Raw genomic sequence first — 25,560 nt, forward strand, 5'->3', positions numbered from 1 at the left:
CGGGCGCGCAGTGCATCGTTGAATACCACCCGTGCGCATCCGAACGAGCGGGCCAGCATGTCCTGCTGGCCTGGCGTCGGATACACGCGGTATTGGTATCGCAGTTGCACGCCCGCACCGTACAAGCGACCACCGACACACACCGGTCGTGAGATCGGCTGTCCCGGCCGTGAACGGCCGAGCTTGCGCCGAAGATAGTGCGGTCAGCGGGGCATCTGCGGATGTAGCAGTGAAGGCGGCAGCAGTGATGGTCGGAACAGACGAGTCGCTCATGCTCCTATGCTCGCTTGCGAAGGGCCGGCGCATCCGGGGTCCGGTCCCTACTCGGGTCGCTCGTCGGATGCGGCCCGGCGACGTAGCCTGCGCGCCGCCGCGACGAGGTTGCGCAGCGACGGCTCGAGCTGCCAGTTCCGGCGAGACTTGAGGCCACCATCCGGATTCGCCCACAGCCGGTCGAGGTCCACGGACCGGGCTGCTTCGGTCAGCAGCTCGTCGAGCTCGTCGATGTCGGGGATCCGCGCCGAACGCGACTCGTAGACACCCGGCCCGACACCGTGGGTCAGGGCCTGGTCCTTGATCGCCTCGAGCACCCAACCGATCGACCTGGTCGCGACGATCGCGGTGACGTCGGCATCGAGTCGTTCGATCGCGTCGACCACCGACTTCTGACCCGAGTAGGTCAGGTGTGTGTGCACCTGGGTCTCGGGCTGTGCCCCGCCGGTCGCGAGGCGGAACGCATCGACGGCCCAGTCGAGATACTCGGCGCGCCCGTCCTGCCTCAGCGGCAGCAGTTCACGGATTGCCGGTTCGTCGACCTGGATGATCACGATCCCCGCTTTCTCCAGATCGGAGATCTCGTCTCGGATCGCGAGTGCCAATTGGTCGGCCGTCTCGTGACGCGGTTGGTCCGCCCGCACGTAAGAACGCGCCAGCATCGTGACGGGTCCGGTGAGCATTCCCTTGACCGGTTTGTCGGTGAGCGACTGCGCGAACGCGGTCCACTCGACCGTCATCGGTTTCGGCCGCACGATGTCGCCGTACAGGATCGGGGGGCGTGTGCAGCGTGACCCGTAGGCTTGTACCCAGCCGAAACGGGTGGTGGCAAAACCTTCCAGCAGTTCGGCGAAGTACTGCACCATATCGTTGCGTTCGTGTTCGCCGTGCACGAGGACGTCGAGGCCGATGTCCTCCTGCAGCCGAATCGTCGACTCGATCTCGGCCTCGATGAGCGTGGCGTACTCCTCGTACGACAGTCGCCCCTGGTCGAGTTCGTACCGCGCCTTCCGCGCCTCGGCTGTCTGAGGGAACGAACCGAGGGTGGTCGCGGGAACGGGCGGCAGATTCAGGCGCCTCTGTTGGGCGACGCGACGCTCCTCGTAGGGGGCGCGGACGCGATGCTCGGCGGTGAGAGCGTTGAGGCGGGCCCGCACCGTGTGCTTCTGCTTGAAATGCACCGAGACGGGCGGCCGGCGCCACTTCTCCTCGGCGCCGGTGGTGAGCGCCTTCGCGAGCGAGACGACCTCGCCGACCTTCTGCTTCGCGAACGCGAGCCGGTCGGCGACGTCACCGGGGATGTCGTATTCGATGAGGAGGTCGTACGGCACGTGCAGCAGCGAGGACGACGTCGAGACGACGAGATCCGGCGCGATCGCAGCGAGCGACTGCAGATATTCGAGCGTCCGGCGCCGATCGACCTTCCACACGTTGCGACCGTCTACGACGCCCGCGTAGATCCGCTTGCGTTTCAGGCCGGGGACGGCGGCGAGCTCGTCGGGAGTCATCCGTCCGTTGACGAGGTCCAGGCCGAGCGCTTCGATCTTCGACGCCGCCAGGATCGGCAGTGCTTCACCGAGATGGCCGTAGGGTCCGGTGACGAGGATGCGGGGCCGCAACGGTGCGTGCGAGAGCACGTCGTAGGCCCGCTTCAGCGCCGCGAGTTCGTCGACGCTGCGGTCCTCGGTGAACGACGGCTCGTCGAGTTGCACACATGTGGCACCGCGCTTCGCGAGTTGCTCGAAGAGTCGCTCGTACTGCTCGAGCAGCGGATCGAGCAGGTCGAGCGTCGTGAATCCGTTCTGCCGGGAAGTCGGCGCAACCTTCGACAGCAGCAGCAGCGAGACGGGGCCGAGCACGACTGGCCGGAGTTCGACGCCCTCGGCCACGGCCCGATCGAACTCGTCGAGCAACGGGGACGACTTCAGGTCGAAGACGGTGCACTCGTCGAGTTCGGGCTGACGGTAGTGGTAGTTGCTCCCGAACCAGCGGACGAGTTCGAGGGGCGGGAAGTCCGGGCGGCCACGACACATCGTGAAGTAGAAGTCGAGTGGGTCGAGTTCGTCGACGAGTGGACGGAACCGATCCGGGACCGCGCCGAACAGCAGTGCATTGTCGAGCACGTGGTCGTAGAAGGAGAACGTGTTGCCGGGGACTTGCGTCAACCCGGTGGCAGACAGTTCACGCCACATGTTCTCCTGCAGTTCGCGACCGACCGCGATGACCTCGGCGCGTGTGCCGTCGCCGTGCCAGTAGGAATCGAGAGCACGCTTGAGTTCACGACGGGGTCCGATGCGCGGGTAACCGAGAATGCTCGAGCCGTGGCCTGCCATGGCGGAATCGACCTCTCCCTCACTGCACGTCGCGCACGGTACGCGACAACTTCTCGGTGGGTGCCGCCTGACTAGCCGGCCTTCTTGGTCGCGCGACCGTTGTCGGCGTACTCGTAGAAGCCGGCTCCCGACTTCTTGCCGACGAGTCCGGCCTCGACCATACGGAGAAGCAGCGGAGGTGCCGAGTAGAGCGGCTCCTTGAACTCGTCGTACATGGAGTCCGCGATCGACTTGACGGTGTCGAGCCCGACCAGGTCGGTCAACTCGAGCGGACCCATCGGGTGGGCGCACCCCAGCACCATCGCCTTGTCGACGTCCTCCTTGGTGGCGAAACCGGATTCGACCATGCGGACTGCCGAGAGGAGGTAGGGCACGAGCAGCGCGTTCGCGATGAAGCCTGCCCGGTCGGACGAGCGGACGACCTGCTTGCCGAGGATGTCGCTTGCGAAGGACTCCGCGCGTTGCGATACCGCGCGGCCGGTCTTGAGAGTGGTCACGACCTCCACGAGAGGGAGCACCGGTACCGGGTTGAAGAAGTGCATGCCGATGACACGTTCGGGTGCCGTGGTTGCGATGCCGAGCTTCATGATCGGGATCGACGACGTATTGGAGGCGAGAACGGCATTGGGGTCGGTGACGACCTTGTCGAGTTCCGTGAAGATCTCGGCCTTGGTCTTCTCGTCCTCCACGACCGCTTCCACCACGAGCTGCCGATCCGCGAAGTCTTCGAGGTCGGAGGTGAATCGAAGCCGCCATGCAGCCTGCTCACGCTCACGTTCGGTGATCTTCCCGGTGCTCACACCGCGGTCGAGGGACCGGAGGATCCGTGCACGCCCGGCCGCGGCCAATTCGCGGGTCTTCTCGAACACCAGCACATCGACATGAGCGCGCGCACTCACCTCGGCGATACCCGAGCCCATGATGCCGGCACCGATCACACCGACGCGTTGAATCTTGTCGCTGGTCACTCGAATCTCCTCAACCTGCCTGTGCTCGGTGACAACGGATGTAGGCGAGTACATGGGTAACTCACCGGGTACGTCCACAAGCCTCTGGATTCGACACCGGCGGCCCGCAACGAAAGTCGCGGGCCGCCGGTCTTGTACGCCGAGATCCGGAGAGGCGGTCCAGCTCCTAGTGGAACTGGCCTTCCTCCGTGGAGCCCTTCAGGGCAGCGGTGGAGGTGTTCGGGTCGACCGTGGTGGCGATCGAGTCGAAGTAGCCGGCGCCGACCTCACGCTGGTGCTTGATGGCCGTGAAGCCGCGCTCTTCTGCAGCCTTGAACTCGCGCTCCTGCAGGTCGACGAAGGCGGTCATGCCCTCGCGGGCGTAGCCGTGAGCCAGGTCGAACATGCCGTAGTTGAGCGAGTGGAAGCCGGCGAGGGTGATGAACTGGAACTTGAAGCCCATCGCGCCGAGCTCCTTCTGGAACTTCGCGATGGTCGCGTCGTCCAGGTGAGCCTTCCAGTTGAAGGACGGCGAGCAGTTGTAGGCCAGCAGCTGGTCGGGGAACTCGCTGCGCACTGCCTCGGAGAACTTCTTCGCGACCTCGAGATCCGGCACGCCGGTCTCCATCCAGATGAGGTCGGAGTACGGGGCGTATGCCTTGGCACGAGCGATGCAGGGCTCGATGCCGTTCTTGACACCGTAGAAGCCCTCGGCCGTGCGGGTACCGTCGAGGAATTCGCGGTCGCGCTCGTCGACGTCGGAGGTCAGCAGGGTTGCAGCCTCAGCGTCGGTGCGGGCGATGACGACCGTCGGGACGTCGGCAACGTCGGCTGCGAGGCGAGCCGAGGTCAGGGTGCGGATGTGCTGCTGGGTCGGGATGAGCACCTTGCCTCCGAGGTGACCGCACTTCTTCTCCGACGCGAGCTGATCCTCCCAGTGCGAACCGGCAACGCCGGCCGCGATCATGGCCTTCTGGAGCTCGTAGACGTTCAGGGCGCCACCGAAGCCGGCCTCACCGTCGGCGACGATCGGAGCGAGCCAGTTGTCGACGGAGGTGTCGCCCTCGACCTTGGCGATCTCGTCGGCGCGGAGCAGCGCGTTGTTGATGCGGCGAACGACCTGCGGGACCGAGTTCGCCGGGTACAGCGACTGGTCCGGGTAGGTGTGGCCGGACAGGTTGGCGTCGCCGGCGACCTGCCAGCCGGAAAGGTAGATGGCCTTCAGGCCGGCGCGAACCTGCTGAACGGCCTGGTTGCCGGTGAGGGCGCCCAGCGAGTTGATGTAGTCCTCGTTGTTCACGAGGTCCCACAGGATCTCCGAACCACGACGGGCGAGGGTGGCTTCCTCGACGACGGAGCCCTGCAGCTTGACGACCTGCTCGGCCGTGTAGTTGCGGGTGATTCCCTTCCAGCGGGGATTGGTGTCCCAGTCCTTCTGGATTTCTTCAGCGGTCCTCGGGGTGCCGGTGGTCGACATCAAAGCTCCACTCTCTAGATCTACTCCGCTCGGCGTCAGCAGTACGTCTGTACTACTTCACATCCTTTGCGGCCCATTCGGATGTACAAGACGACAATGACACAACTGAAAACCCCTCGCTACCTGTTGCTAATGCCAATATCGGAAATTTTTGCTCGGCGCTTTGCAAAGATTGCTAATCAATGGGGGCACCAACGACTGCACCCTCGTCGGCAGAAGTTACCCATCAGTAGCACTGACCTTGCCTTTTCCCGCCCTGCATGTTGCCGATCGCGATGCGGCACTTCCTCGCGAAAAGCCGGCCCGCGAGCCCCTGATGGTTCCCGGATGTGACCGTCTTCACAGGACTCCGCGACCTACACACGCCATGTAAATGACCTTGAAAGCACCCATTCCGGTCGTACGATGTGCCGCACGACCGGATCGGGGCCGGTCGCGCAGAGTGCTGCGCGCCTCCTGCTTCGGTTGCCGTCCGCACAACCGAGGAGCAGTCATCCTTTCACCCACGTCGCGTTCGATCGTCGAGATGACCCTGCCTGTGGTCGGGGCAAACATCGGCGTGATCTCCGAGGTGTTCTACGAGAAACTGTTCGCCGCAGTCCCCTCGCTGCGCACCAACCTGTTCAACACGACCAACCAATCGAGCCGCACCCAGCAACAGGCGCTCGCAAGTTCGGTTGCCTCCTTCGCAACGCTGCTCGTCACCCAGGAACCCGGAAACATCGACCCGATCATGGCCCGGATCGCCGCCAAGCACGCATCCCTGGGCGTGACATCCGACCTCTACGAGGTTGTGCGCACCCACCTGTTCGCCGCAATCGTGGAGGTCCTCGGCGACGCAGTCACTCCCCAGGTCGCGTCCGCATGGAACGAGGTCTACACCTTGATGGCCAACTCCCTCGCCGAACAGGAGTCGCAACTGTACCGGGATGTGGGTGTGGCCGAAGGCCAGGTGTGGAGGCAGGCCCTGGTCGCTGCGCGCGAGTACGACGGCGCCCACGCCGCAACCCTGTTCCTGCGTCCGCTGGACGGCAAACCGTTCCGCATCCACCGCCCGGGCCAATACACCTCGGTCCGTATCCGCTTCGCCGACGAGTCAGAAGAGATCCGTCAGTACACGGTCACTCACGGACGCCAATCGGGTGAGTGGGCACTGTCCGTCAAACGGGTGCCGGACGGACTCGTGTCGCCGATCCTCGTCGACAAGGTCGCGGAAGGTGATCATCTCACCGTGTCGCAACCGTTCGGCGGCGTCGTGGTCGACAACGACGACTCCCCTTTGCTCCTGATCTCCGCCGGAATCGGTGTCACCAACACCCTGGCGACGCTCCAATACCTGGCCATGTACAACCCCGGGCGTGAGTTGACGATCGTCCATGTGGAGAAGTCCGCATACGAACACGTGAGGCGCATCGAGTTCAGTGCGGTGGTGAAGTCACTGCCCAACGCCGAGCTGTTCCTGCGCTACAAGGATTTCGACGGCGAGCACGAGGACGGCCGAAACCCGCTGACGCGCGTCCCGTTGCCTTGGAATGCGCAGACGTACGTCTGCGGCCCGGTCGAGTTCATGCGGTCGATCCGTCGCGAACTGATCGGCGCCGGACTGCCACCGGCATCGATCCATTTCGAAGCGTTCGCCCCGGGCTCCTGGCTCGGGCTCGAGAGCGAACATGCACCCGCCCCTTAGCCATGTTGCGAACCCTACGTTGCAAAGCTGATGAAAGCGTCTTACGCTGGGCGAATGGCCAAGACCTACGTCGGCGCCCGCCTGCGCCAGCTACGGACCGAGCGTGGACTCAGCCAAGCCGCACTCGCGAAGACACTCGAGATTTCCGCGAGTTATCTCAATCAGATCGAACACGACGTCCGGCCGCTCACCGTACCGGTGCTGCTGCGGATCAGCGAAGTGTTCGGCGTCGACACGACGTTCTTCTCGTCGCAGGACGACACCCGCCTGATCGCCGAGATGCGTGAAGTCGCGCTCGACCAGGAGATGGGTATCGAGGCCGACGCGCAGGAGATCGCCGAGATGGTCGCGGCGCATCCCGGTCTCGCGCGGGCGATGGTCAACATGCACCGCCGATTCCGCAACACCACCGCACAGCTCGCCGCCGCAACAGAAGACCGCTACAGCGACGGCAGCGGAAGCGGCGCGATCACGATGCCGCACGAAGAGGTCCGCGACTACTTCTATCAGCGGCAGAACTACCTCCACGAACTCGACACCGCAGCCGAGGAGCTCGCCAACCGGATCCGATTCCACCGAGGTGATGTGGGTGGCGAGATCGCCAAACGCATGGCTGCGGTCCACGACGTGCAGGTCGTCAAGCGCATCGACCTCGGCGAAAACGTCCTGCACCGCTACGACCCCGAGACCCGGGTCCTCGAGATAGCACCGCAGCTGTCGGGAGGACAGCAGGTGTTCAAGCTCTCGACCGAACTCGCCTACCTCGAGTGCGGTGACCTCATCGACAAGCTCGTCGACGACGGTGGCTTCACCAGCGACTCGTCGCGCACGCTCGCGCGTCTCGGACTCGCGAACTATTTCGCAGCAGCACTGATTCTCCCCTATTCGCAGTTCCACGAGATCGCCGAGGACTTCCGCTACGACATCGAACGTCTCTCGGCGTTCTACGGTCAGAGCTACGAAACAGTCGCGCACCGCCTGTCGACGCTGCAACGTCCGAAGCTGCGGGGTGTGCCGTTCTCTTTCGTCCGCGTCGACCGCGCGGGCAACATGTCCAAGCGGCAATCCGCCACCGGATTCCACTTCTCGACGAGCGGTGGCACCTGCCCGCTGTGGAACGTGTACGAGACCTTCGCATACCCGGGCAAGATCATGACCCAGATCGCGCAGATGCCCGATGGTCGCCGTTATCTGTGGGTCGCGCGGACAGTCGAACGCCGCGCCGCCCGCTTCGGTCAACCGTCGAAGACCTTCGCGATCGGCCTCGGCTGCGAACTGCGCCATGCGCACCGGCTCGTCTACGCAGAAGGCCTCGATCTCGACGAGTCGAACCCCGGCACTCCGATCGGCTCCGGCTGCCGGGTGTGCGAGCGGATGAACTGCCCGCAGCGCGCCTTCCCGCCCCTCGGCAAGGACATCGACATCAACGAACACCGCAGCTCCGTCTCGCCGTACCTCGTCCGCTGAGTATCCTCTGGCCACATGTCACGCACTTCCGCCGCACTGGGCGACCGGGCCCTCGAGTTCCTGTCCGAATACCACCTCGCGACCCTCACGACGCTGCGCAAGGATGGGACCCCCCACGTCGTCGCGGTCGGGTTCACGTGGGATGCCGATACCGGACTCGTCCGGATCATCACGTCGGAGGGCACGCAGAAGGCACTCAATGTCGAGCGAGGCGGATACGCCGCTGTCAGCCAGATCGACGGCCGGCGGTGGCTGACATTGGAAGGTCCGGCGCATGTCACCCGCGACAGCGACTCCATCGCCGAGGGCGAGCGCCTGTACGCGGCCCGCTACCGTGAGCCCCGCCCCAACCCGCGCCGCGTCGTCATCGAGATTGTGGTCGAGCGGGTCATGGGTTCCGTCCTCGACCCCACGTAACCCCGTGTGAGCACGACGTAACACCGACGTCATCAATGTCATGGAACGGTCACCGGAAGACACTCCGGCGCAATAACACCCACCTATCGTATGGATCCACGGATACAGCGCTGTATACGCCGCCCGGTCCCCTTCCACGAAGGACACCCCCATGACAGTTGCCCGATCCAAGTTCGCAACGAGCGCCGCAGCGCTGGTCGCCGTCGGACTCACCCTCACCGCGTGCGGAAGCAGGGCTGCGGACACCTCGGCGGGAGACGCATCCGCCTCCGCTGGTGCGTCGTGCGTCGACACCGCCGGTGACAGCATCAAGGTCGGCTCCTTGAATTCGTTGTCCGGAACCATGGCGATCTCCGAGGTCACCGTGCGCGACTCGATCGCCCTGGCCGTCGAGCAGATCAACGCCGACGGCGGCGTGCTCGGCAAGCAGATCCGGATCGTCGCGGAAGACGGTGCCTCCGAGCCGACCGTGTTCGCGGAGAAAGCAGAGAAGCTCATCAGCTCCGACTGCGTCGCAGCGGTGTTCGGCGGCTGGACGTCGTCGAGCCGCAAGGCGATGCTTCCGGTGTTCGAAGACCGGAATTCATTGCTGTACTACCCCGTTCAGTACGAGGGACTCGAGTCGTCCTCGAACATCTTCTACACCGGTGCAACGACCAATCAGCAGATCGTCCCCGCCCTCGACTACCTGAAGGAACAGGGCGTGCAGTCCCTGTACCTGGTTGGCAGCGACTACGTCTTCCCGCAGACGGCCAACCGGATCATCAGAGCGTACGCCGAGGCGAACGACATCGAGATCAAGGGCGAAGACTACACACCGCTCGGCTCGACCGACTTCTCCACCATCGTCAACAAGGTCCGCACGGCCGACGCCGACGCCGTGTTCAACACTCTCAACGGCGATTCCAATGTCGCGTTCTTCCGGGAGTACACGAACGCGGGTCTCAATGCCGCGGAGATGCCCGTCGTGTCGGTCTCGATCGCCGAAGAAGAGGTCGTGGGTATCGGCGCGCAGAACATCGAGGGCCAGCTCACCGCGTGGAACTACTACCAGACGGTCGACTCCCCCGAGAACACCGCCTTCGTCGAGGCGTACAAGGCGAAGTACGGCGACGCGAAGCCGACATCCGACCCCATGGAAGCGGCCTACACCTCGGTGTACCTGTGGAAGAACACCGTCGAGAAGGCCGGGTCGTTCGACGTCGCAGCGATCCAGGAGGCCGCAGACGGAGTGACGTTCGACGCGCCCGAAGGCACCGTGACGATCGACGGCGACAATCACCACATCACGAAGACCGCCCGCATCGGTGAGATCCGCGGCGACGGCCTGATCTACACGGTCTGGGAGTCCGACGGACCGGTCGATCCCGATCCGTACCTCGAAACCTACGACTGGGCCTCGTCCCTCTCCGGGAACTGACCGGTACCACCGTCGACGAGGAGGACCGACATGGATATTGTTGCAGGACAGTTGTTCACAGGATTGAGCATCGGATCGATCCTATTGCTGGCAGCATTGGGGCTATCGCTGACGTTCGGTCAGATGGGCGTCATCAACATGGCCCACGGCGAATTCATCATGGCCGGTAGCTACACCGCATTCGTGGTACAGCAGGTGATCTCGTCCGCAGGCATCTCCCTGTTCGTGTCCCTTATCGTCGGTTTCCTCGTCGGCGGTGCACTCGGCGTCCTCCTCGAGGTCACTCTCATCCGGCGGATGTACCACCGCCCCCTCGACACACTGCTCGTCACGTTCGGAGTGGGTCTGCTCCTCCAGCAGCTCGCCCGCGACATCTTCGGCGCACCTGCCGTCAACGTCATTGCACCGGAATGGCTTTCCGGAGGCGTCGAGATCCTCGGTGCGGTGGTTCCCAAGACCCGCCTGTTCATCCTCGTACTCGCTACCGCGTGTGTGGTCGCCCTGATCACCGCGATGAAGTACACGTCCATGGGTCGCCGGATCCGCGCGGTCGTGCAGAATCGCGACCTCGCGGAGACCGTCGGAATCTCGTCCCGCCGCACCGACCTGACCACCTTCTTCCTCGGCTCCGGACTCGCCGGCCTCGCCGGGGTGGCGCTGACGCTCATCGGGTCGACGAGCCCGACCATCGGGTCGGCCTATCTCATCGACGCGTTCCTCGTCGTCGTCATCGGAGGCCTCGGCCGAATCGAAGGCGCCGTCATCGCCGCTGTCGCCCTGGGCCTGCTCAACTCGTTCATCGAGTACTCGACCACCGCCTCGATCGCGAAGGTGATCGTGTTCGTGCTCATCGTGATCTTCCTCCAGGTCCGCCCGCAGGGCCTGTTCGCGGTCAAGACAAGGAGTCTGGTCTGATGTCGACGACCTTCCACCCTCGCGACCTCACCCGCCCCGGCCCCGTGCGCACAGCCGCGGGATTCGCCCTCGCCGCAACGATTCTCTTCGCCCTCGCCCCCGCAGTGCTGTCCGATTTCCGTCTCGGGCTACTCGGCAAGTTCTTGTGCTTCGCGATCGTCGCCGTGGGTATCGGACTCGCGTGGGGCCGCGGCGGCATGCTCACCCTCGGCCAAGGCGTGTTCTTCGGACTCGGCGCCTACATGATGGCGATGCACCTCAAGATCGCCGACGCCGAACTCCGCGGCGACACCGTCCCCGATTTCATGCAGATCGCCGGAATCCGAGAGCTACCCGGCTACTGGGCGCCGTTCGCCTCCCCGATCGTGACCATCCTCGCGATCGCCCTGCTCCCGGCTCTCGTCGCACTGTTGCTCGGCCTCGGTGTCTTCAAGCGCCGCGTCAAGGGCGCGTACTTCGCCATTCTTTCGCAGGCGCTCGCCGCTGCCTTCGCGATCCTGCTCATCGGTCAACAGTCGACCGGAGGATCCAACGGCCTCAACCGATTCCGTAGCTTCTTCGGTTTCGATCTGGCAGATCCCGCCAACAGGCGGATGTTGTTCTTCATCGTCGCCGCAATCCTGCTGCTCGTCGTTGCCGCGACCCGCCAGCTCATGCAGTCTCGCTACGGGGAACTACTCGTTGCAGTCCGTGACCAAGAAGAACGCGTCCGATTCCTCGGGTACGACCCCGCCAACATCAAGGTCGTCGCCTACACCGTCGCCGCGTTCTTCGCCGGAATCGCGGGCGCGATGTTCGTTCCGATCGTGGGCATCATCTCCCCTGCCGATATCGGGATCGTGCCCTCGATCGCCTTCCTCATCGGTGTCGCGATCGGTGGCCGCACTACTCTGCTCGGCCCCGTCCTCGGCGCGATCGGTGTCGCATGGGCCCAGACCACCCTGTCGGAAAGCTTCCCCTCCGCCTGGACCTACGCCCAAGCCCTGCTGTTCATCGTTGTCATCGGCTTCTTCCCCGCCGGAATCGCCGGGCTCGCCAAGCTCCGCAGACGCCGCACGAAGGCGGATTCCACCGACGATCCGACGACGTCCCCGTCCGAACCAGAACTGGAGCCGGCCCGATGAGCGCACCCGAATTCGGCGGTAATGCCGGCATGTCAGCGGAGTACCTCGAAATCCGCGATCTGCGAGTACAATTCGACGGGTTCACCGCCGTCGATGGTGTCGACCTCACCCTGTTCCAGGGTGATCTGAGGTTCCTCATCGGTCCCAACGGCGCCGGCAAGACGACGCTCGTCGATGCCGTCACCGGTCTCGTCCCCGCGACCGGTTCGGTCACCAAATCCGGTGTCGAACTGCTCGGCAGGAAGACCCACAAGATCGCACGTCTCGGTGTCGGCCGCACCTTCCAGACCGCATCCGTGTTCGAGGAACTGTCGGTGCTGCAGAATCTCGACATCGCCGCCGGTGCCGGTCGCTCACCGTGGCAGCTGCTCCGCCGTCGCAAGGACGTCCTACCCGAGATCGAACAGGCCCTCGAGACGATCGGCCTCACCACTCACCGCGACACCCTCGCCGGCATCCTCGCTCACGGTCAGAAGCAGTGGCTCGAGATCGGAATGCTGCTCGTGCAGAACGCCGACGTCCTGCTCCTCGACGAACCCGTCGCCGGCATGAGCGGTGCCGAACGCGAAGAGACCGGGCAACTGCTCCGGCGGATCGGCGCACAGCGCACCGTGGTGGTGGTCGAACACGACATGGACTTCATGCGTGCCTTCGCGACATCGGTGACGGTGCTCGCCCGCGGCAAGGTCATCGCCGACGGCACGGTCGAGGAAGTACAGAACAATCCGCAGGTCCAGGAGGTCTATCTCGGGACCACCGCTGCAGTACAGGAGGCGTGAGATGCTCGAACTCGTCGACGTGCGCGTCGCATACGGTCGCACCGAGATCATCCACGGCGTCTCCCTCGAAGTCCCCGGCGACGGAGTGGTTGCCGTGATGGGCCACAACGGGGCAGGTAAGACGACGCTGCTCCGCGCCGCCGTCGGCCTGCTGCCCGTCACGCGAGGAAAGATCCTCTTCGACGGCGAGGACATCACCGGCCTGCGACCCGCCGCCCGCGTCGCGCGCGGCCTCGCATACGTGCCGCAGGGCCAGCAGTCGTTCGGTCAGCTCACCTGCTCCGAGAACTTGCAGGTCGTCGCCGACGGACGCAAGAACGGCAAGAAACTGATCGCGGACATGCTCGAACTCTTCCCCGCGCTCGTCCCGCTCCTCGACCGACGCGCGGGTCTGTTGTCCGGTGGTCAGCGACAGCAACTCGCCATCGCGCGAGCGCTCATCACCGAACCACGCATGCTCATCCTCGACGAACCCACCGAAGGCATCCAGCCATCGGTCGTCGCGGAAATCGAGAACACCATCGTCGAATTGAGCCGCTCGGGCAACCTCGGTGTGCTGCTCGTCGAGCAACACATCGGTTTCGCGCTCGACAACGCCCTGCGGTACTACGTCGTCGAATCAGGCCGCGTCACCTCTACCGGTGACGGCGGCGCCGAGGCGGCACACACCGTCCGCGAAGCGATGGCGATCTGATGACGACCGCTACCCACCGCGACCGGGTGTACCGGGCATTACGCGACGACCTGATGTCCGGGGCCTTGGCGGCCGACGAACGACTCGGCGAGGAGAAGCTCGCGGATCGCTACGAGGTATCGCGCACACCGGTGCGCGAGGCATTGGCCAGGTTGGTCTCCGACGGGCTCGTCGAACGCCGCACCGGTGGCCTGTTCCCGTACCGACCGCGTTTCGACGACCTCGCCGACCTGTACGAACTGCGGATCACCCTCGAGCTACACGGAATTCGGCGTGCACTGGAGAATCCGACGATCCGTCACGACCCCGCTGTCCTCGGCCCGGAGTTGGACAACTGGTACACGTTGCGCGCCGACCCGCCTGCACCCGATGCCGGTTTCGTCGCTCTCGACGAGCAATACCATCTGGCAGTACTCGCGTCGTCCGGAAACCGCGCATTGTGCGACGCCCTCGCCACGGTGAACGGCAAGGTCCGGCCGGTACGAATGTTCGACTACCTGACTCCGGATCGCATGGCCGCGACCATCGACGAGCACATCGAGGTGGCCGAACTCCTGCTCGACGGCAAACTCGACGACGCTCACCGGGTGCTGCTCGGCCACATCGACACCTCCCGGGCCGTCGTGATCCGGCGCGCCGAAGAAGCGCGCGCGATGGCGCGCTTCGCGCAAGCGCTCCGGGACTGACATGCACGTGTCGCGCGTGACTCGTGCCCGGCACTCGTGCACACTACGACCGTGACGCCACGAATCCAGCCCGGACGACTGAAGGAACTCGGCCCGATCAACTGGGTTGCGTGGAAAGCACTGTCCCGTGCCGCGGGCACGCCCGACGCACATCTGTTCAGCACCCTCGGCCGATCGGGCCGACTCTTCCGCGGCTGGCTGCACTATTCGGGCATGCTGATGCCGTTCGGCAAGCTGAGCCGTTTCGAAGCGGAGATGGTCATCCTGCGCGTGGCCCACCTGCGTGCCTGCGACTACGAATTCGACCACCACACACGCCTCGGCCGGCGTGCCGGGATCACCGATGAGATCCGCGGACGAGTTGTCACCGGGCCGTCCGCCGAGGGCCTGAGCCGACGTCAGCGCGCAGTTCTGACCGCCGTCGACGAACTGGTCGGCACCCGGGACCTCACCGACAAGACCTGGGCGGTCCTCGCGGAGTTCTTCGACGATCGACACATGATCGAATTCTGCCTTCTCGTCACGCAATACGACGGTCTCGCCGCCACCATCGGTGTGCTTCGACTCGACCGCGACTTCGGCGGCGATTAACGCTTCCGTTTCTCTTCTGACACGCCGGCAGCTTCCGGCATTCTGCGCTCCACCCGGCACCAGCGGTGACAGCTCTTTCTAACCGACGCTTTACCGCAGGAAACCGGGACGAAACACCGGGCCCATAGCGTATACAGCAGTGTCCACAACGACGGATACAGCAGCGGCACACTCATTTCCGCGCTGTTCGATGTGGCTCCTGTTCGCCCGCCAATTTCGAAGGAGAACGCCGTGGCATTCGGTTTCGACACCCTTCTCGTCGCGAATCGTGGTGAGATCGCGTGCCGCATCATGCGCACCGCGCACCTGATGGGGCTGAAGACTGTCGCGGTGTACTCGGATGCCGACGCGTCCGCCGCACACGTCGAACTGGCCGATATGGCGGTACGTCTCGGCCCTGCGCCCGCCGCAGAGTCCTATCTGCGCGCGGACATCGTGATAGAAGCGGCACTCGCCTCCGGGGCAGGCGCAATCCACCCCGGCTACGGATTCCTCTCCGAGAACGCCGAGTTCGCCGCCGCATGCGAAGCCGTCGGCATCGCGTTCGTCGGCCCGACGACCGAACAGTTGCGTGTGTTCGGCGACAAGCACACGGCGCGCGAAGCCGCACGCGCAGTGGGAGTTCCCCTGGTCGCCGGAAGCGGCCTCCTCGGCTCCCTCGACGACGCGCTCGCCACGGCGGACGAAATCGGATACCCGGTGATGCTCAAGGCCGTCGGCGGAGGCGGCGGCATCGGTATGCAGTCCTGCCGCGGTCCCGACGACCTGCGCGACGCCTACGACCGCGTACTACGCCTCGCGTCGGCGAACTTCTCGTCCTCGGGCGTCTTCCTCGAACGGTTCATCGCGCACGCCCGTCACGTCGAAGTCCAGGTCTTCGGTGACGGCCTGGGCCGCACCGTCAGCCTCGGCACGCGCGACTGCTCACTGCAGCGACGCAATCAGAAGGTCGTCGAAGAGGCACCCGCACCGAATCTGCCCGACGAGATCGTCGAGCAGATGCTCTCATCGTCGCGGGCACTCGCGTCGTCGGTGAAATACCGATCCGCCGGCACAGTCGAGTTCGTGTACGACACATCGCGCGGCGAGGTGTCGTTCCTCGAGATGAACACCCGGTTGCAGGTCGAGCACCCGGTCACCGAAGAGGTGACCCGTGTGGATCTCGTCGAGTGGATGTTGCGTCTCGCCGGGGGCGAGACGACCCTGCTCGACGCAGTGCCCGATTCGGGACCCGAGCTCACGGGTCATGCCGTGGAGGCCCGCCTGTATGCGGAGGATCCGGGCCAGGACTACCGGCCCAGTTCCGGCCTGCTCACGCACGTCGAGTTCCCCGCGCACACCCGCATCGAGACCTGGGTCGACACCGGCACCGAGGTCAGCCCGTTCTACGACCCGATGCTCGCAAAGGTGATCGTGCGAGGGGAATCGCGCCGCACTGCCTTCGCTGGGCTCGCGGAAGCGCTCGACGACACCAGCTTGTACGGCGTTCAGACCAATCTGTCGCTACTGCAGACGATCTGCTCGGAGCCCACTGTGCTGTCCGCCGAGCACACCACCTCCACGCTCGCCGCGCTGCCCGGAGCGACGCGCCGGATCGACGTACTGCGCGGCGGGACCATGACCACCATCCAGGACTTCCCGGGCCGAACAGGTTTGTGGGAGGTCGGCATTCCTCCGTCCGGACCGATGGACGACCTGTCCATGCGCGCCGCGAACGTCGCGGTGGGCAACGCGGAAGGCACCGCAGGACTCGAATGCACGCTCCAGGGTCCGCGATTGAGCTTTTCCGACGCCACCGTCGTGTGCGTCACCGGGGCACCGACGGAGGTCACACTCGACGGTGAAGCTGTTCCGATGTGGGAACCGATCGACGTGCCTGCAGCTTCGGTGCTCGATGTCGGAACCCCGGGCGACGCGGGTCTGCGTACCTACGTGGCGGTACGCGGCGGCCTCGATGTGCCGCTCTACCACGGTAGCGCCTCGACATTCACGCTCGGCGGTTTCGGCGGTCTCACCGGTGCGGCGGTTGCGACCGGCGATGTCCTGGGGCTTGCGGAGTCCGTCGCAGTCACAGCGCCGGCACCCGTACCCGCAGACCGGCGACCCGAGTTCGGTCACACCTGGCATCTCGCGGTCGCCGAAGGCCCGCAGCCTGCGCCCTCGTACTTCACCCCCGAGGACATGGCGCAGTTCTACGACACGACCTGGACCGTGCAGACCCACGCGAACCGCACCGGTATCCGCCTGGACGGCCCGAGGCCGACGTGGTCGCGCACCGACGGTGGCGACGCCGGGTTGCACCCGTCGAATCTGCACGACAATCCGTACAGCGTAGGAGCCCTCAACGTCTCCGGCGACACACCGATCCTGCTGGGGCCCGACGGACCGAGTCTGGGCGGTTTCGCGTGCCCCCTCACCGTGGTGTCGGGACATCGTTGGAAGCTCGGTCAGATCCGCCCCGGCGACTCCGTCCGATTCGTGCCGGTCTCCGATGAAGACGCCGCCGCGCTCCGCCACGGCGCGCAGCGCACCGTCGACGTGCCACCGTTCACCTCGCGCACGACCGGGGACGGCGGGCGTCTCGGCCACTTCGACGCGGTGCTCGACCGACCCGAAGTGGCGTACCTGCGCGGCGGCGACGACAACATCCTCGTCGAATACGGCGAGATGACCCTCGACCTCGGCCTGCGCATGCGAGTCCACGCATTGTCCGAAGCCCTGACCGCAACACAAGTGCCCGGCATCATCGACGTCACCCCGGGCGTGCGGTCGCTGCACATCCACTTCGACCCCGACGTCCTCCCCCAGTACCGGTTGCTGGGCGTGCTCCAGGATCTCGAAACCGAACTGCCGGCGACACACGATCTCGTGGTGCCCAGCCGCACGGTTCGGCTTCCGCTGTCGTTCGACGACCCGTCCATCTCCGAGGCCCTGTCGCGCTATCGCAGCGGTGTGCGCGACGACGCGCCGTGGCTGCCTTCCAACATCGAATTCATCCGCCGCATCAACGGTCTCGACTCCGTGGATGAGGTCCGCGACACCGTGTTCGACGCCGAATACCTCGTTCTCGGTCTCGGCGATGTGTATCTCGGCGCGCCACTGGCAGTTCCGCTCGATCCTCGGCATCGGCTCGTGACCACCAAGTACAACCCGGCTCGGACGTGGACACCGTCGGACGCCGTGGGCATCGGAGGCAAGTATCTGTGTGTCTACGGGATGGAATCTCCCGGCGGCTACCAGCTCGTCGGCCGTACGGTGCCGATCTGGTCCGGTTACCGGCAGTCGGGACCGTTCGAGAACGGTAAGCCGTGGTTGTTCCGGTTCTTCGACCGCATCGTCTGGGAGCCCGTCTCCCCGGAGCAGTTGCTCGAGTACCGGGCTGCGTCGAAGGCCGGGCGGTTCGACGCCGACATCTCGGAGGGGACGTTCGCCCTCGCCGACCATCTCCGGTTCCTGGAGAACAACGCCGAGTCCATCGCCGAGTTCGACGCGAAGCAGTCCAGCGCATTCGAGATCGAGAAGAAGGCGTGGCACGACTCCGGCGAATTCGACCGCGTCGAGGCCGCTCCGATCGAGGTCTCCACCACGGCCGACCCGCTTGCCGGGATGCCCGACGGCTCCACCGTCGTCGAAGCGTCACTCGTCGGCAACGTGTGGCGTGTCGAGGTCGCCGAAGGTGCGATCGTCGATGCGGACACCACCGCCGTGATCCTCGAGGCCATGAAGCTCGAGATGCCGGTCCGCAGCGAACGGGCCGGAACAGTCCTGAAGGTGCTCGTCACCCCGGGCGCGAAAGTCGCGCCGGGCACCCCCCTCCTCGTGATCGGACCTGAAGCATGACAACCGATTTCGCCACGTCCACAGAAACCGCGACCGAGCGCGCGCGACGTGCTCTGAGCCGCATCTCGGAGGTCGACCGTCCCGAGGTGTGGATCACGCTGCGCGACGCGGACGACATCCTCGCCGACGCCGCCGCCGTCGACGCACGTGTCGCGGCGGGCGAATCGCTTCCACTCGCAGGTCTCGTGGTCGCGGTCAAGGACAACGTCGATGTCGCCGGCCTCCCAACCACTGCGGGGTGCCCCGAGTTCGCGTACACGCCACAGACGACTGCATCGGGTATTTCCCGCCTCCTCGACGCGGGCGCAGTGGTCCTCGGGAAGACCAACCTCGACCAGTTCGCGACGGGCCTGGTGGGCACCCGCAGCCCATACGGCGCGGTGCGGTGTGCATGGGATCCCGGGCGTGTCTCCGGTGGATCGAGCTCGGGATCCGCGGCTGCGGTGGGCCTGGGTATCGCCGACATCGGAATCGGCACCGACACAGCCGGTTCCGGTCGTGTACCGGCGGCACTGCACGGCCTCGTCGGGATCAAGGCCACGCTCGGGGTGATCCCGACGCACGGAGTGGTGCCGGCGTGCGTCGACTACGACTGTCTTACCGTGTTCGCCGAGTCCCTCGACCTCGCTACGCATGCGGCCGCCGTGATGGCAGTGCCGGATGAACGCGACCCGCGTAGCCGCGCGTGGCCGGCCGATGTGCGGCTCGCTGCTCCTTCCCGGATCCGCATCGCGGTGCCACGACCGGAAGACCTCACCGCACTGTGCACCGAGTACCGCGACGCGTTCGACGCGACCGTCCGCGATGCCCGCCGGTCGGGCATCGAGATCACCGAAGTCGACATTTCTCCGCTTCTCGATGCCGCAACCTTGCTGTACGACGGAGCCTTGGTGGCCGAACGGTATGCGGCCGTGGGCAAGTTCCTCGAAACCGACCGGGCGGGCGCCGACCCCACTGTTGCCGCGATCGTCGCATCAGCAGCAAGACCGGCCGCGCACGAACTGGTCTCCGACCTCGATTCCCTGATCCGCACCCGGGCATATGCGCGCGTGCTGCTGGACGGCTTCGACGGCCTGCTGCTCCCGACCACCACCGAGCATCCGACGATCGCTGCCGTACAGGATGACCCGGTGGGCATCAATCGCAGGATGGGTACCTACACCAACTTCTGCAACCTGCTGGACATGGCCGCGGTTGCGGTGCCCGGCGTCGCCACCTCCGAGGGGCATCCGTTCGGCGTGATGGTGGTGGTGCCCGGGTTCGACGACCAGGTGGCGGTCGACATCGCGGCACGCCTCACCGGCGTCGAAGCACCGCAGTTCGTCGACGCCGGAGTCGAGCTCGGGGTATTCGGCGCCCACCTGCGGGGGCAGCCGTTGCACTTCCAGCTCGAGGACATCGGTGCCCGTTTCTCCGAGCAGGTGTACACCTCGGACTCGTACCGGTTGATGGCGCTGAACACCACTCCGCCGAAGCCCGGCCTGGTACGCCACAGCGCCGGTGAGGGCGCCGCGATCGTCGGCGAACTGTTCCGGGTATCCGAGGCCGGGCTGGGCAGGTTTCTCGCGGCCCTGCCGGCGCCGATGACACTCACGAGCGTCGAACTCTCGGATGGTCGCTGGGTCGTCGGATTCGGCTGCACCCACGACGCATCCGCCGACGCCGTCGACATCACCGGATTCGGCGGTTGGGTGGCGTACACGACAAGTTGAACGGCATGTCGTCCGGGGCGGGATACGGCAGGATATCGTTCCCGAGTAGACGACGAAGGGATGCCGAGCGATGCCTGATCAGGACGAACGATTGAGCCGGATCATGGCTGATCTTGCTCGTTCGATGACGGACGAGACCGATCTCGAGTCGTCCCTCGAACGCCTGACCGCAGCCGCAGTCGAACTGATTCCCGGTGCCGACACTGCCGGGATCCTGATGGTCACCGGACCGTCCGAGTTCGAGTCACACGCCGCCACCTCCGAGTTGACGAGACGGGTGGACAAGGTCCAGGCAGAGCTCGGAGAGGGCCCGTGCGTCGACGCCGCGCTGGAAGCGGAGATGACGCACACCGCCGACCTGCGCTCGGAACGACGATGGCCGCGGTTCTCCGCAGCCGCCGTCGAGGCAGGCGTGCTCAGCATGTTGTCGTTCCGGCTGTTCACACACGGCGACGAATCCGGTGCCCTGAACCTGTTCGCAGCCGAACCCGATTCGTTCGATGCCGAGTCGATCCACGTCGGCGGGGTCCTTGCGGCGCATGCCGCGATCGCGGTCCTTTCGTCCCGTAAGGAACTGCAGTTCCAGTCTGCGCTCGCCAGCCGCGATCTGATCGGTCAGGCCAAGGGCATGCTCATGGAGCGGTTCGCAGTGGGGGCCGACCAGGCCTTCCAGATGATGGTACGGCTGTCGCAGGAGACCAATACACCCGTTTCGGTGATCGCGGCCCGGATTGTGGAGGCCGGTCCGGGCCGCAGTTGAGTGCCCCGGGGCGACCGATCAACGCAGGATTGTCAGCATCACCACGGAGTCGGCGTTGGCAACGAGCTTGTGCATCACGCCCTCGTCGACGTGGACCGCGACACCCGGCACGAGCGAGACCGTCTTCTCAGCAGTGCTGAACGACACGTCGCCGCTGGTCGCCTGGACGAGGATCGGTGCCGGCGCACGGTGGTCCTTCAGGACCTGGCCCTGCGCGAAACCCATTCGGATCACGGTGGCGCCCGGTCTCGACACGAGCTTCTCGAGATGCGGGGCGTCGCCGTCCTTGACGTCGAGGTGCGCGAGTCCCTCGATCACCGTCATCGTGCCGCTGGAAACAGGTGTGTCGGTCATCGTGCCGCCTTCTTCTTCGCGATGATCTCGATCGCGACGAGGTGCTTCTTGTATTTGGTGAATGTGGACCGCATCTGCAGCACGCGCGCCCGAGCGTCGGAGTCCCGGAGTACGTTGCCCACGAATTTCACTGTACCGACGAGGCCTTCGTCAGCGAGGATTCGCTGCGGTTCGAGCAGCGCCATAGGCGCAAAGCCGACGATCTCGACCTCGAATCCGGCGTCGGTGAGGAGCTTCGTCCATTCGGCTGCGGTAAGCGGACGCGCGTTGACCTTGATGGATCGTGCAAGTGACTTGCGGATCTCGGTCTTGACCTCGTCGTCGACCTCATCGGGCTCGATCGCCAGTTCGTGGATCGCGTAGCGCCCGCCCGGGCGGAGTACGCGCAGCGCCTCTTCGATGATCTCCGACTTGTGCTTGTCGGTCTGCATCGTGAGCATCGCTTCGCCGACGACAACATCCGCGGTTTCGGAGTCGAGCCCGGTCTTCGATGCTTCACCGCTGACGACGGATCCCGCACCACCGACGGCTTTTCTGGTCAGTTCGGCTGCGCTCTCGTCGGATTCGACTCCGACGTAGCTCTTGGGTGCGAAGTCGAGGATGTTCTGTGCGGTTCGGCCCAGACCCGGCGCGAACTCGACGACGTCGACACCGCGCAGTTTCGCGTCGGCAAGCATCCGCTCGGTCAGTTCCTTGCCGCCGGGACGCAGGACGCGCTTGCCGAGACGTGCGAGGAGCCAGTGTCCGGGCAGGTGGGCAGCATCCCGGTCTGCCAGCGGCAGTGCGTCGTCGGCTGGGTGTGTGTCGTTCATGGTCTTCGGCCTCTCGCTTCGCATCCTATTTACAGGAATAATGTACGGTAAATTCCCATGGTGGTGAAGACGTCCGTGATCTCATGCGCAGTCATCAACACCCCTGTGCCCTCGGCCGCCGCGCGACCGAGCGCGACCCCCACGGTTTTCGCGGACGCAGAGTCCAAGTGCGCGAACGGTTCGTCCGCGAACACCACCGACGGGCGCGCGAACAACGCCCGAGCCAGCGCTGCGCGGCGCTGCATTCCTCCGGACAAACGGAAGGGCGGCAGATCGGCAACGTCCCTGAGCCCGACCTCGTCGAGCGCACGATCGACCTCCGGGTGCGGCCCCGGAGACCACGCGCTCCGCCCCGGTGCGGCGAGCCGAACGTTTCTCCCCACCGACATCCACGGCAGCAGCCGCGCCTCCTGGAACAGCATTCCCTGCCGCTCGCACCTCCGGGTGACGGTGCCCGACGACGGTTCGAGCAATCCGGCGGCAGCATGCAGCACCGTGGTCTTTCCCAGCCCGGATTCGCCGAGTATCACCAGGATTTCACCGGCGTCGAGTCGTAACGACACGTCGTCGACTATCACTCTGCCTTCCCGGGACAGACCCACCTTGTCGAATTCGATCAAAGGATCGCCGTGAACCGTCATCATTTCCCCTCGAGGATTCGCGCGCTGGTCGTCGCATTGTCTGTCGCCGCGATGTTGCTCACCGCATGCGGCACCGACGACGATATGTCGGCCTGCGGAGCCGAGACCACCGAGAGCCGCGCCGGCTCGGGTCTGCCCGACTCTCTGAATGTCGGTGTCGCGAACAACGTGGCAATGGCTGCGCCGTTGACCGGACTCGACGACATCGGGGCCACAACCACCTCTACGAGTACCGCGAGCACACCGGAAGAGTTGCGCACCAACTTCATTGCCGGAAACTACGATCTCGCCGCCATGCCGATCAACATCGCGGCGAACCTGTGTGCGCAGGGTATCGATCTCGTTCTCGTCGGCACGGTGAGCGGCAACATCGTGTATTTGATGGGCCCCGAAGGCACGACGATCGACGATCTGCGCGGACAGACCGTCCACATCCCGTTCCAGAACGACATCATCGATCTGGTGACGCGGCAGATCCTCGACAGCGCCGGGATGACCTATGCCGGTGGAAATCCCGATGTGACTCTGCAATACCACCCCACACCACTCGACATCGCGACCGGATTGACGTCGGGGTCGATGCAGTACGCGATCCTGCCGGAGCACCTCTCGACGGTGGTCGCCGGAGCAAGCGACAACATCGTCGAAGCGCAGAGCATGCAGGACCTGTGGGTGGAGCAGACCACCGCGTCGTCTCTGCCGTTCGCCGGATTCGTGCTCCGCGGCGAAGTAGCGCGCGAGTATCCGGATCTCGTCGGCGCCCTGCAGACCACTCTGCTCGGCTCGGTCATCGAGGTCGTGTCCGACCCTCAGCAGGGCGCAGTCGCGATCAGCGACATCGTCCCGATCCCCGCCGATGTGGTCGGGCAGGTCCTGCCGGACTTGCGACCGACCTACCTGCCGGCCGCAGAGGGTCGCGCCGACACAGAGTTGCTCTACGAGTCGCTCATGAGGACGGTGCCGGATTCGATCGGCGGAGAGATGCCGGCCGACGGCTTCTACGGCGCGAGCTGACGAGTGTGAACGCCTCCTCTGTGGGCACCCGGTCACCGCGGTACGCGCTCGGCGCCGCGCTGTGTGTTGCCGTCCTGCTGGGCGTCTGGCACTGGTTGTCACTGGGTCAGTCCCCCGCCGTGATGCCGAGTCCGGTGCAGACACTCGAAGCGCTGTGGGACATCGTGGCCGACGGCTCGCTCGCGACCGAGTTGACGCTCACGCTCGTGCGCGCCGCCACAGCGACGGTGCTCGCGCTCTGTGTCGGGATCCTGTTCGGATGGGCGGCGACGGTGTCGCCCTTCGCCGACGGTGTACTCGCACCGCTCCGCGCGATCCTGCAGGGCCTACCTCCGATCGTGCTGATCGTGTGCCTCGTGCTGTGGATGGGCAGCGACCCGTCGATCACGATCATTGTGTGTGCGACCGTGATGGTGCCGCTCATCGCCTCGGCAACTGCTTCGGCGTTGCAGTCGATCGACCCGAATCTGCTCGAACTCGGCACCGGCCTCCGGTTGAGTCGCTCGCGACGGCTGGTGTTCATCGTCGTGCCGTCGATCCTTCCGCCGATCGTCGCGGCGACGGGAGCGGTCGCATCCGGGTCCGTGCGTGTCGCGGTGATGGCCGAATTGCTTTCCGCCCCGGACGGCGTGGGCGCTGCTATCGCGCAGACCCGGACGCTGCTGCAGACACCCGAGTTGTTCGCGTGGACGCTTGCGATCATCGTCTGCGCGCTGCTGGTGGATCTGGTCATCCGAGTCGTGGTCAAGAGGTGGACCGCCGTGTTCTCACCGAGCGACCGTGCCGCTACCGCACGTACCCGGAAGGGCACGAGAATCCGTTGAACGATGCCACGTCGCACACACTGCGCGCCGACAGCTTCCACATTCCGTCGAGGTATACGAAGGTCAGGCGCAGCGGGGTCTCGGGACCGGGAGCCCCGGCGAACGTCACCTGGAGGCGACCCGAGGCGGTCGTGCCGTCGAAGTCGATCGGGTCGACGACGCGCGGCTGGACGACCTGCAGCATCGTCCCTGCGCGTGCCCCGATCTGCTCGAGAACAGCTCCGGCTTCCGCACCCCGTTCGACATGCGACCGGCGGTACGAAAGCGAGTTTGCCGGGTCGACCGCCGAGTGGAGCGTCGCAGTGAGCTGTTCGGCGCTGGGTGCGGACGTCTGCGGTACGGCGGCCGCAGGCTCGGGCGCCGGGACTGCCGTGCCCTGGGGCGCCGGAGCGACGGAAGCGGCAGGCACGGGCCCCGGCGCCACAACTGCCGGCGCAGTTGGAGCGCCCTCTTCCGGAGCAGGCTCGACCTCGCCTGTCGGCGCGGGTTCGCCGGCGGGAGCCTCCGTGGCCGCGGCGCCTCGGTCGGCGGCGAGCGACTGCAGCGCGGCGAGGATCGCGGCGTTCGACATCGACTCGGCGACCGGCTGCCGGTCCTGTCCACGCACCTCCACGGCGACGAATACCGCCGCGGCGGCGACCACCATCGACGCGACCGCGATGAGCGCCAGGGCAAGGGTAGCCGCAGTTCCCAGACCTCCGCGGCTCGGTCGTACCGTGGATGGTGAATCGGTCGCTGCCTTCATGGCGACGACTATAGGGGATTTTTCTCCTTTTAATAAGGCGACCCTCAC

23 protein-coding genes are annotated in these 25,560 nt (G+C 65.5%); 15 read left to right on the top strand and 8 right to left on the bottom strand.

Features of this window, described 5'->3' with window-relative positions:
- From Q7514_RS25380 to aceA, 4 genes are all read right to left on the bottom strand, one after another.
- The coding region (locus Q7514_RS25380) for a helix-turn-helix domain-containing protein (protein ID WP_330136208.1) at nt 1-143 on the bottom strand (143 nt) is incomplete at its 3' end.
- 177 nt (nt 144-320) lie between these two features.
- A complete protein-coding gene (metE, locus tag Q7514_RS25385; RefSeq protein ID WP_330136042.1) occupies nt 321-2,606 on the bottom strand; it encodes a 5-methyltetrahydropteroyltriglutamate--homocysteine S-methyltransferase in 2,286 nt (761 codons plus the stop codon).
- A gap of 71 nt (nt 2,607-2,677) precedes the next feature.
- Nucleotides 2,678-3,574, bottom strand: coding sequence for a 3-hydroxybutyryl-CoA dehydrogenase (locus tag Q7514_RS25390; protein ID WP_330136043.1), 897 nt, complete (start codon nt 3,572-3,574; stop codon nt 2,678-2,680).
- A 166-nt stretch (nt 3,575-3,740) separates the two neighbouring features.
- Nucleotides 3,741-5,030 carry an isocitrate lyase gene (aceA, locus tag Q7514_RS25395; RefSeq protein ID WP_330136044.1) on the bottom strand — a complete coding sequence of 430 codons (1,290 nt, stop codon included), beginning with the start codon at nt 5,028-5,030 and terminating at the stop codon, nt 3,741-3,743.
- Nucleotides 5,031-5,556: 526 nt separating this feature from the next.
- Between aceA and Q7514_RS25400 the strand changes: the two genes are divergently transcribed.
- The 13 genes from Q7514_RS25400 (at nt 5,557) to Q7514_RS25460 (ending at nt 21,122) form a co-directional block, all read left to right on the top strand.
- Nucleotides 5,557-6,717 (top strand): globin domain-containing protein, encoded by a 1,161-nt coding sequence (locus tag Q7514_RS25400; RefSeq protein ID WP_330136045.1) that lies wholly within the window; start codon nt 5,557-5,559, stop codon nt 6,715-6,717.
- A gap of 54 nt (nt 6,718-6,771) precedes the next feature.
- A complete protein-coding gene (gene ramB / locus Q7514_RS25405) occupies nt 6,772-8,184 on the top strand; it encodes an acetate metabolism transcriptional regulator RamB (protein ID WP_330136046.1) in 1,413 nt (470 codons plus the stop codon).
- Nucleotides 8,185-8,199: 15 nt separating this feature from the next.
- A complete protein-coding gene (locus Q7514_RS25410; protein WP_330136047.1) occupies nt 8,200-8,601 on the top strand; it encodes a TIGR03618 family F420-dependent PPOX class oxidoreductase in 402 nt (133 codons plus the stop codon).
- Nucleotides 8,602-8,752: 151 nt separating this feature from the next.
- Entirely contained in the window at nt 8,753-10,021 is a 1,269-nt protein-coding gene (gene urtA, locus Q7514_RS25415) for an urea ABC transporter substrate-binding protein (RefSeq protein WP_330136048.1), read from the top strand.
- Nucleotides 10,022-10,051: 30 nt separating this feature from the next.
- Entirely contained in the window at nt 10,052-10,936 is an 885-nt protein-coding gene (gene urtB / locus Q7514_RS25420; RefSeq protein ID WP_330136049.1) for an urea ABC transporter permease subunit UrtB, read from the top strand.
- Entirely contained in the window at nt 10,936-12,060 is a 1,125-nt protein-coding gene (urtC, locus tag Q7514_RS25425; RefSeq protein WP_330136050.1) for an urea ABC transporter permease subunit UrtC, read from the top strand. The genes urtB and urtC overlap by 1 nt, the downstream gene beginning before the upstream one ends.
- Nucleotides 12,057-12,839 carry an urea ABC transporter ATP-binding protein UrtD gene (gene urtD / locus Q7514_RS25430; RefSeq protein ID WP_330136051.1) on the top strand — a complete coding sequence of 261 codons (783 nt, stop codon included), beginning with the start codon at nt 12,057-12,059 and terminating at the stop codon, nt 12,837-12,839. Before urtC ends, urtD begins: the two co-directional genes overlap by 4 nt.
- Before the next feature lies 1 nt (nt 12,840).
- Nucleotides 12,841-13,533 (top strand): urea ABC transporter ATP-binding subunit UrtE, encoded by a 693-nt coding sequence (gene urtE, locus Q7514_RS25435; RefSeq protein WP_330136052.1) that lies wholly within the window; start codon nt 12,841-12,843, stop codon nt 13,531-13,533.
- Nucleotides 13,533-14,219, top strand: a complete 687-nt coding sequence (locus Q7514_RS25440; RefSeq protein WP_330136053.1) for a GntR family transcriptional regulator — start codon at nt 13,533-13,535, stop codon at nt 14,217-14,219. The genes urtE and Q7514_RS25440 overlap by 1 nt, the downstream gene beginning before the upstream one ends.
- 51 nt (nt 14,220-14,270) lie before the next feature.
- Nucleotides 14,271-14,810 (top strand): carboxymuconolactone decarboxylase family protein, encoded by a 540-nt coding sequence (locus Q7514_RS25445; RefSeq protein ID WP_330136054.1) that lies wholly within the window; start codon nt 14,271-14,273, stop codon nt 14,808-14,810.
- Nucleotides 14,811-15,101: 291 nt separating this feature from the next.
- Nucleotides 15,102-18,650 (top strand): urea carboxylase, encoded by a 3,549-nt coding sequence (gene uca / locus Q7514_RS25450; protein ID WP_408016188.1) that lies wholly within the window; start codon nt 15,102-15,104, stop codon nt 18,648-18,650.
- A complete protein-coding gene (atzF, locus tag Q7514_RS25455) occupies nt 18,647-20,362 on the top strand; it encodes an allophanate hydrolase (protein ID WP_330136056.1) in 1,716 nt (571 codons plus the stop codon). Before uca ends, atzF begins: the two co-directional genes overlap by 4 nt.
- Nucleotides 20,363-20,432: 70 nt before the next feature.
- Nucleotides 20,433-21,122 carry a GAF and ANTAR domain-containing protein gene (locus tag Q7514_RS25460; RefSeq protein WP_330136057.1) on the top strand — a complete coding sequence of 230 codons (690 nt, stop codon included), beginning with the start codon at nt 20,433-20,435 and terminating at the stop codon, nt 21,120-21,122.
- A gap of 18 nt (nt 21,123-21,140) precedes the next feature.
- Here Q7514_RS25460 and Q7514_RS25465 read toward each other — a convergent pair whose 3' ends face one another.
- The 3 genes from Q7514_RS25465 to Q7514_RS25475 are packed head-to-tail and all read right to left on the bottom strand — an operon-like array spanning nt 21,141 to nt 22,932.
- Nucleotides 21,141-21,476, bottom strand: coding sequence for a cupin domain-containing protein (locus Q7514_RS25465; protein WP_330136058.1), 336 nt, complete (start codon nt 21,474-21,476; stop codon nt 21,141-21,143).
- Nucleotides 21,473-22,288 carry a class I SAM-dependent methyltransferase gene (locus Q7514_RS25470; protein ID WP_330136059.1) on the bottom strand — a complete coding sequence of 272 codons (816 nt, stop codon included), beginning with the start codon at nt 22,286-22,288 and terminating at the stop codon, nt 21,473-21,475. Before Q7514_RS25470 ends, Q7514_RS25465 begins: the two co-directional genes overlap by 4 nt.
- 29 nt (nt 22,289-22,317) lie before the next feature.
- Entirely contained in the window at nt 22,318-22,932 is a 615-nt protein-coding gene (locus tag Q7514_RS25475) for an ATP-binding cassette domain-containing protein (protein WP_330136060.1), read from the bottom strand.
- Here Q7514_RS25475 and Q7514_RS25480 point away from each other — a divergent pair.
- Both Q7514_RS25480 and Q7514_RS25485 read left to right on the top strand, forming a co-directional pair.
- Complete coding sequence (locus tag Q7514_RS25480; protein WP_330136061.1) at nt 22,918-23,943, top strand: ABC transporter substrate-binding protein; 1,026 nt, start codon at nt 22,918-22,920, stop codon at nt 23,941-23,943. The two genes, Q7514_RS25475 and Q7514_RS25480, sit on opposite strands and share 15 nt — an antisense overlap.
- A gap of 5 nt (nt 23,944-23,948) precedes the next feature.
- Nucleotides 23,949-24,767, top strand: a complete 819-nt coding sequence (locus Q7514_RS25485; RefSeq protein WP_330136062.1) for an ABC transporter permease — start codon at nt 23,949-23,951, stop codon at nt 24,765-24,767.
- Here the strand turns inward: Q7514_RS25485 and Q7514_RS25490 are convergent.
- Complete coding sequence (locus Q7514_RS25490; protein ID WP_330136063.1) at nt 24,730-25,512, bottom strand: hypothetical protein; 783 nt, start codon at nt 25,510-25,512, stop codon at nt 24,730-24,732. The genes Q7514_RS25485 and Q7514_RS25490 overlap by 38 nt on opposite strands.
- Nucleotides 25,513-25,560 lie beyond the last annotated feature (48 nt).

Source organism: Rhodococcus artemisiae (assembly GCF_036327795.1).
In the GTDB taxonomy this organism is placed as follows: domain Bacteria; phylum Actinomycetota; class Actinomycetes; order Mycobacteriales; family Mycobacteriaceae; genus Rhodococcus; species Rhodococcus artemisiae.

Bases quoted from the DNA above. Each gene is read 5' to 3' on its own strand.
- metE (WP_330136042.1), bottom strand. From the start codon at position 2,606: ATGGCAGGCCACGGCTCGAGCATTCTCGGTTACCCGCGCATCGGACCC.
- aceA (WP_330136044.1), bottom strand. From the start codon at position 5,030: ATGTCGACCACCGGCACCCCGAGGACCGCTGAAGAAATCCAGAAGGAC.
- Q7514_RS25400 (WP_330136045.1), top strand. From the start codon at position 5,557: ATGACCCTGCCTGTGGTCGGGGCAAACATCGGCGTGATCTCCGAGGTG.
- ramB (WP_330136046.1), top strand. From the start codon at position 6,772: ATGGCCAAGACCTACGTCGGCGCCCGCCTGCGCCAGCTACGGACCGAG.
- Q7514_RS25410 (WP_330136047.1), top strand. From the start codon at position 8,200: ATGTCACGCACTTCCGCCGCACTGGGCGACCGGGCCCTCGAGTTCCTG.
- urtA (WP_330136048.1), top strand. From the start codon at position 8,753: ATGACAGTTGCCCGATCCAAGTTCGCAACGAGCGCCGCAGCGCTGGTC.
- urtB (WP_330136049.1), top strand. From the start codon at position 10,052: ATGGATATTGTTGCAGGACAGTTGTTCACAGGATTGAGCATCGGATCG.
- urtC (WP_330136050.1), top strand. From the start codon at position 10,936: ATGTCGACGACCTTCCACCCTCGCGACCTCACCCGCCCCGGCCCCGTG.
- urtD (WP_330136051.1), top strand. From the start codon at position 12,057: ATGAGCGCACCCGAATTCGGCGGTAATGCCGGCATGTCAGCGGAGTAC.
- urtE (WP_330136052.1), top strand. From the start codon at position 12,841: ATGCTCGAACTCGTCGACGTGCGCGTCGCATACGGTCGCACCGAGATC.
- Q7514_RS25440 (WP_330136053.1), top strand. From the start codon at position 13,533: ATGACGACCGCTACCCACCGCGACCGGGTGTACCGGGCATTACGCGAC.
- uca (WP_408016188.1), top strand. From the start codon at position 15,102: ATGCGCACCGCGCACCTGATGGGGCTGAAGACTGTCGCGGTGTACTCG.
- atzF (WP_330136056.1), top strand. From the start codon at position 18,647: ATGACAACCGATTTCGCCACGTCCACAGAAACCGCGACCGAGCGCGCG.
- Q7514_RS25460 (WP_330136057.1), top strand. From the start codon at position 20,433: ATGCCTGATCAGGACGAACGATTGAGCCGGATCATGGCTGATCTTGCT.
- Q7514_RS25465 (WP_330136058.1), bottom strand. From the start codon at position 21,476: ATGACCGACACACCTGTTTCCAGCGGCACGATGACGGTGATCGAGGGA.
- Q7514_RS25470 (WP_330136059.1), bottom strand. From the start codon at position 22,288: ATGAACGACACACACCCAGCCGACGACGCACTGCCGCTGGCAGACCGG.
- Q7514_RS25475 (WP_330136060.1), bottom strand. From the start codon at position 22,932: ATGATGACGGTTCACGGCGATCCTTTGATCGAATTCGACAAGGTGGGT.
- Q7514_RS25490 (WP_330136063.1), bottom strand. From the start codon at position 25,512: ATGAAGGCAGCGACCGATTCACCATCCACGGTACGACCGAGCCGCGGA.